We start from the raw sequence: 6,020 nt of genomic DNA, 5'->3' as shown, positions 1-6,020 counted from the left end.
AGCAAGATTTAATTTATTCCTTAAATGGTACAGATTTTTATCCTTATATCCGCTATTTATTTGCCAAAAGATTAAGCACTAAACTAAAAGATAAGAATTTAAAAGTTATTTCGTGGTGTGAATATCAAGTGACGGATAAAAACTTCTTTCGTGGATTAAAAGATCATTCTACAAAGGTTAAAATTTATGCCACACAGTTTGTCTTTAAAATGCCAACATATGTGTGTCAATATATAGCCGACACAGATAAATCATTGAATACGGCACCTGATGTGATTCTTGTAACTGGAAAAGGTTATGTTCCAGCCAAAAGTTCTTATATCTACAGAATTGGACCAGCTTTAAGGTATTCACAACTCTATAAAAGTACCTATTCTCTGAATAACACAAATGGAATTATTGTAATGCTCCCCTACGTACAAGATGATGCATTTAACATCATAAATGTCCTGAAAAAAGATGATGCCTTTAAAAATATGCATATTGATTTCAAAATTCACCCTGATTATATTTCAGAGAAATCCAATTATTTAAGTTTACTCGAAAATAATTGGAAGCTGATTGAGACAAACCCTGATACATCACATTATTCAATGGTAATATCATCTGGCTCAGGAAGCATGGTAGAAATGGTGTGTTTAGGCATATCAGCTATTATTATCGCTTCTAAAACGTCTTTTACTAGTAATCCGATGCCTAATATTGGTTGGAAAGAAAACTGGGATATAGTCAATGATAATGAAGAACTTATACACGCTTATAATCGGTTATTAGAATTTAGAACTACGAATATTCAACAATTTGAAAAAAATATTTTGATTTTGAGAGACTATGTATTATCCGAAGTAAGCGATTTAAAGATAAAGGAAAATTTTGATTTTTAAAAATAAAGTTTTTCAAATCATTAAACACTTAATGATCTATCCACATTATAAAATGAACGTTTTTAGCGGTACCAATAGTTATAGCGAAATGCTCGATGTCATCAAGTGTTTATTTTCCTCAACATGTGTCAATGGATCAGACATCGGTATCTATCATCATTTACTCCAAAAAATGTTAGGTTCTCCATCTTATAGTTTTGCAAGCGGACGAATGGGATTTTACAGTATCCTCAAAACAATCGGCATCCAAGAAAAAGATGAAATTATTATCCCTTCTTACACTTGCATTGTCGTCCCGAATGCAATTTTGTACTGCAGTGCAAAACCCGTCTACTGCGATATTCTGATGAGTGACTTTAATATTGATACAGATCATCTGGAATCTCTTATTACTTCACGTACCAAAGCCATATATGCTCAGCACACTTTCGGTCAGATGTGCGATATCGACAAGATTATGGAAATTGCTGCTAAACACAATTTGATTGTAATCGAAGATGCGGCACTAGCTTTGGGGGCTAGAAAAGATGGAAAATGGGCAGGAACGATTGGAGATTTCGGCTATTATTCTACCGACAGGAGTAAAGTAATTAATACTGGGCTAGGAGGTATAGTTACAGTCAACAATTCAAATTACAATAAAAAATTTTCTGATTATTATGATAGTATCCCCTATTTAGATGAAAAAATGACCAAAAAAATCGCACAAACATTTATCATCAATGTGATTACACTACACCCTTCTCTCTATTGGATTGGCAAATTTATCAATATGGTTTTAACAAAATTTGGAGTTATGACCTATTTTTCAGATGAACAGTGTGTGAGAAAGGAATCTATTTATGCATATCCTTATCCTGCCAAACTTTCTAACATTTTTGCAAAAATAGGAATATGGCAAATTCAAAATATTAAACATAATATTTCTCATCGAAAGCAGGTTGCCCATTATTACAATGACATTTTGCAAATATACCCTTCCGAATATATTGAAAATGAAAAAAATATTTTTTTACGCTACAGTTTTTTAATACGAAACAGAGATTATTGGGAAAACAGATTTTCATCAAAAATTGATCTTTCCATCTGGTTCAAAAGCATTGCATCTGGGAGAATAGACAATTTTGAAAAAATAGGGTATTCATTGGGTTCAAATACCATATCTGAATACGCTTGTTTACATATTTTCAACTTACCAACTCATCAGCAGATCAAATCCGAGAAACTAAAAAAGCTGTTACTCGAGCTCAAAAAATCCGGAGATATAATTAGCAAGGAGAACATTTTATGAAAGTACTACTATTAGCTGGCGGCTTTGGAACGCGACTCAGTGAAGAAACCGATATTCGTCCAAAACCCATGGTAGAGATTGGAGGAAAACCTATCCTCTGGCATATTATGAAAATCTATTCAACCTACGGATTCAACGAATTCGTAGTACTCTTAGGATACAAAGGGTATTATATCAAAGAATATTTTGCCAATTATTTTCTCCATCAAAGTGATGTCACCATCGACCTCAAAGAAAACAAAATGGAAATCCTGAATAATTCGAGCGAACCCTGGAAAGTTACTTTGCTCGATACCGGGATCAACACTCTCACCGGTGGGCGGATCAAGCGCGCCCAAAAATTTGTCGGTAACGAACCCTTTATGCTCACTTACGGCGACGGTGTAGCGGACATCGATATTGCAAAACTGGTCGAATTTCACAATGCACACGGTAAAGCCCTGACGATAACTTCAGCACAGCCCGACGGACGTTTCGGAGCATTAGAAATCGGACCTGACAACCAGGTCAAAGAATTCAAAGAAAAACCCAAAGGTGACGGTAGCTGGATCAACGCCGGTTTCTTTGTATGTGAGGCAAAAGTTTTTGATTACATATGCGAGGGAGACGGAACAGTTTTTGAACAGATCCCCCTGCAAAACCTTGCTAAAGACGGTGAAATTTTCACCTACAAACATGAAGGCTTCTGGATGCCAATGGATACTCTTCGGGACAAACACACCCTTTCCAAAATGTGGGAAGACGGTAATGCACCTTGGGAAATTTGGGAAAACTAATCTTTATCTTTTTTTAGCATTACAGGGAGTATGCTGTGTTATTCAATAGCTACGAGTTCATCTTTTTATTTTTGCCGATTACCTTTTTCGTCTATTTTTGGCTGAATAAGAAGCGGCTGACCCAGGCATCCAAAGCCTGGATGGTTTTTGCCTCGTTGTTCTTTTATTCGTGGTGGAATGTCATCTATCTGCCGCTCATTTTAGGCTCGATTCTTTTTAACTTTGCCGTAGGTTCTACGATTACCAAGATGGGGGATGGCTCATCGGTAAAAAAAGGGCTCTCGCGTAAATCTCTGTTAACGTTTGGTATTGTCTCCAATGTAGCTTTGCTTGCCTATTTCAAGTATATGGACTTCTTTATTACCAATACCAATACTCTGTTGGGTACTCAGTGGGATCTGATGCATATTGTCTTGCCTTTGGGGATCAGCTTTTTTACCTTTACTCAGATTGCTTATCTTGTTGATGCTTATCGCAATGAAGTCAAAGAGATGGATTATCTCAACTATACCCTCTTTGTCACTTTTTTCCCTCATCTTCTTGCAGGTCCGATTCTTCACCACAAAGAGATGATGCCTCAGTTTGATTCGATTAAAAACAAAGTCATCAATTATAAGAACATCGCAGCCGGACTCTTTTTATTCTCCATCGGTCTGTTTAAAAAGGTGGTCATTGCCGATACCTTTGCTCAGTGGGCCAATGCAGGGTTTGATACGGCTCAAACCCTTAATCTGATCGAAGCATGGGCTACCAGTCTGAGCTATACCTTTCAGTTGTACTTTGACTTCTCCGGGTATACCGATATGGCCCTTGCTGTTGCTCTTCTTTTTAATATCAAGCTTCCTATCAATTTCAACAGCCCTTATAAGGCTCTTGACATTCAGGACTTCTGGAGACGCTGGCACATCACCCTCTCTCGTTTCCTCAGAGACTATATCTATATTCCTCTCGGCGGTAACCGCAATGGGGAACTCCGTACCTATAGCAACCTTTTTACGGTCTTTTTGGTCGGCGGTCTTTGGCATGGCGCTAGTTGGATGTTTGTCATCTGGGGTGCATTACACGGAACTGCCATTGTCATCCACAGAGCCTGGAAATCCCTCGGCCTCTCTATGAACAAGTATCTCGCTTGGTTCATCACCTTCAACTTCATCAACATCACTTGGATCTTTTTTAGGGCTAGGGAGTGGGAGGATGCACATAGAATTCTTGGCGCAATGTTTAGTGGCACCCTTCTTATCCCGAATAAATTCATTGATAAAGTCCCAAGTATACACACTATTTTTACGTCGGGAGAAGTTTACTTTGATATTAGCGGAGCAGAAGATACAACGTTTTGGATAGTAGGTGCTTTAATTACTGTTTTGTTGGTTGACAACAGCTTTAAAACAACGCTAAAATTCACACCATCATTAAAATATTCATTACTATTTTTAATTTTTTCACTTGCAGGAATTTTAAATCTTATGCATGTCAGTGAATTCTTATATTTTAATTTTTAGGCTCTGTTAAATGAAAAAATGGCTTTTGTTGACTTTAACAGTTTTTGGAACTACTCTTTTTTTAATAGGAATATTCAATTTTTTTATGGATTCCTTTTGGTGTTTTGAACACTCTCATCGTTATAATAGTGTTCAAAAAGGGACAAACGAACGTCAACAAAAAGCCAATTATCTTTATTTTACCACCAAAAAATATGATACTCTTCTTTTAGGGAGCAGCAGAACAACATATATGAATCGGCATGCTTTCAAGAATATGGATGTCTATAATTTTGCTGCACGGGGAATGCGGCCGCAAGAATACATTACCTACATTGATTTTGCTATTAACAATTGCCATCAACCCATTAAGACTATTATTCTGGGCACCGACTTTTTTGGTTATTTAAGCTATGGTCTCTTTATGTTTAATAATGCTCCTGGCATTGTTAAAACGACACAAACTCCTTATTACCGTTGGAAACTGCTCTTCAGTTTTGATGCTACCAATAACAGTATCAAAAATTTTAGAGACTACTATCATCAGAGAAATATTGATCGGTATGATCGCGACAATGTAAAAAGTTCATTTCCCCATCCAACCGATTTCACCGGTTTCGATGAGCGTATCCAAAGTGATACATTGGGGTATGCGCAAGCGGAATACAGCAGTAAACCCAATCCAAACTTTTCAACCATTTTAAAAGAGATAAAAACCAAATATCAAACTAAAAAATTCTTCATTTATACGACTCCTGTTTCACGCCCTCTCTTTTTGCAACTCATCAAAACAGGCCATTATCATGATTATGAGAACTGGCTTAGAGACTTGGTGAATATATATAGCGAAGTTCACCATTTTATGTACATCAACTCGGTAGCAACAAATTACAGAAAATATTTTGCGGATTGCAATCATGCGTATTCCGATACCTATACCCTCATTGCTCATGATATCTCTGCTACTGATGATCCATCAATCCCAAAGGATTTTGGAATGCTACTGACAAAAGAGAATATAGAAGAAAAACTCCTTGAACTTCGAATTTTAAACGGAGTTCAATAATGCAGTTGTCATCTATAACCGAAAACAAGGTTTTGACACTATTATGAAGCGATGGATTGTATTTAATTTTTTATTCCTAATATTCTTGTTAATATCGATCTTTAGTTTTAATTATTGGATGGATCCACTCTGGTGCTTTGAGCATAAAAATTCTCTACAAGCTCATCAAGAAGGTTTCAATGAACGGCAGCAAAAAATCAATCTTATTCACTTCAATCCTGATTTCAATTATGATGCTTTAATTCTAGGCAGCAGCCGGGTGACCATCCACAATTCACATTTAATCAAATCTGTTAAAACATTCAACCTCGCTATTAACGGCATGCAACCTTATGAATTTAATGATTACATCGAATACGCCAAAAGAAAAAATCAAAAAGATTTCAAATACATAATTTTAGGTTTGGACTTTTCTTCTTTAGGAAATTCCGCACAGCCCTCTAAAATTGATTCATACATTAAAACTACCAATATTCCGTTCTATCGCTATAAAACATTATTAAGTTATGATACTTTAAATAT

6 protein-coding genes are annotated in these 6,020 nt (G+C 36.2%); all 6 read left to right on the top strand.

Annotation, left to right across the window (positions count from 1 at the left end):
* On the top strand, positions 1 to 884 hold an 884-nt coding region (locus CJD30_RS11180; protein WP_294919126.1), incomplete at its 5' end, for a hypothetical protein.
* A gap of 88 nt (positions 885 to 972) precedes the next feature.
* The gene (locus CJD30_RS11175; RefSeq protein WP_294919124.1) at positions 973 to 2,175 is read left to right on the top strand and encodes an aminotransferase class I/II-fold pyridoxal phosphate-dependent enzyme; all 1,203 of its coding nucleotides are present in this window, start codon (positions 973 to 975) and stop codon (positions 2,173 to 2,175) included.
* Positions 2,172 to 2,951, top strand: coding sequence for a glucose-1-phosphate cytidylyltransferase (gene rfbF, locus CJD30_RS11170; protein ID WP_294919121.1), 780 nt, complete (start codon positions 2,172 to 2,174; stop codon positions 2,949 to 2,951). Before CJD30_RS11175 ends, rfbF begins: the two co-directional genes overlap by 4 nt.
* 35 nt (positions 2,952 to 2,986) lie before the next feature.
* The gene (locus tag CJD30_RS11165; RefSeq protein WP_294919118.1) at positions 2,987 to 4,453 is read left to right on the top strand and encodes an MBOAT family protein; all 1,467 of its coding nucleotides are present in this window, start codon (positions 2,987 to 2,989) and stop codon (positions 4,451 to 4,453) included.
* An 85-nt stretch (positions 4,454 to 4,538) separates the two neighbouring features.
* A complete protein-coding gene (locus CJD30_RS11160) occupies positions 4,539 to 5,498 on the top strand; it encodes a hypothetical protein (RefSeq protein WP_294919115.1) in 960 nt (319 codons plus the stop codon).
* Between the two features lie 118 nt (positions 5,499 to 5,616).
* Positions 5,617 to 6,020, top strand: a 404-nt coding sequence (locus CJD30_RS11155; RefSeq protein ID WP_294919113.1) for a hypothetical protein, incomplete at its 3' end; no start/stop codon positions are given.

This window comes from Sulfuricurvum sp. PD_MW2, from assembly GCF_002633015.1.
In the GTDB taxonomy this organism is placed as follows: domain Bacteria; phylum Campylobacterota; class Campylobacteria; order Campylobacterales; family Sulfurimonadaceae; genus Sulfuricurvum.
This window is presented reverse-complemented; position numbering and strand designations above follow the sequence as displayed.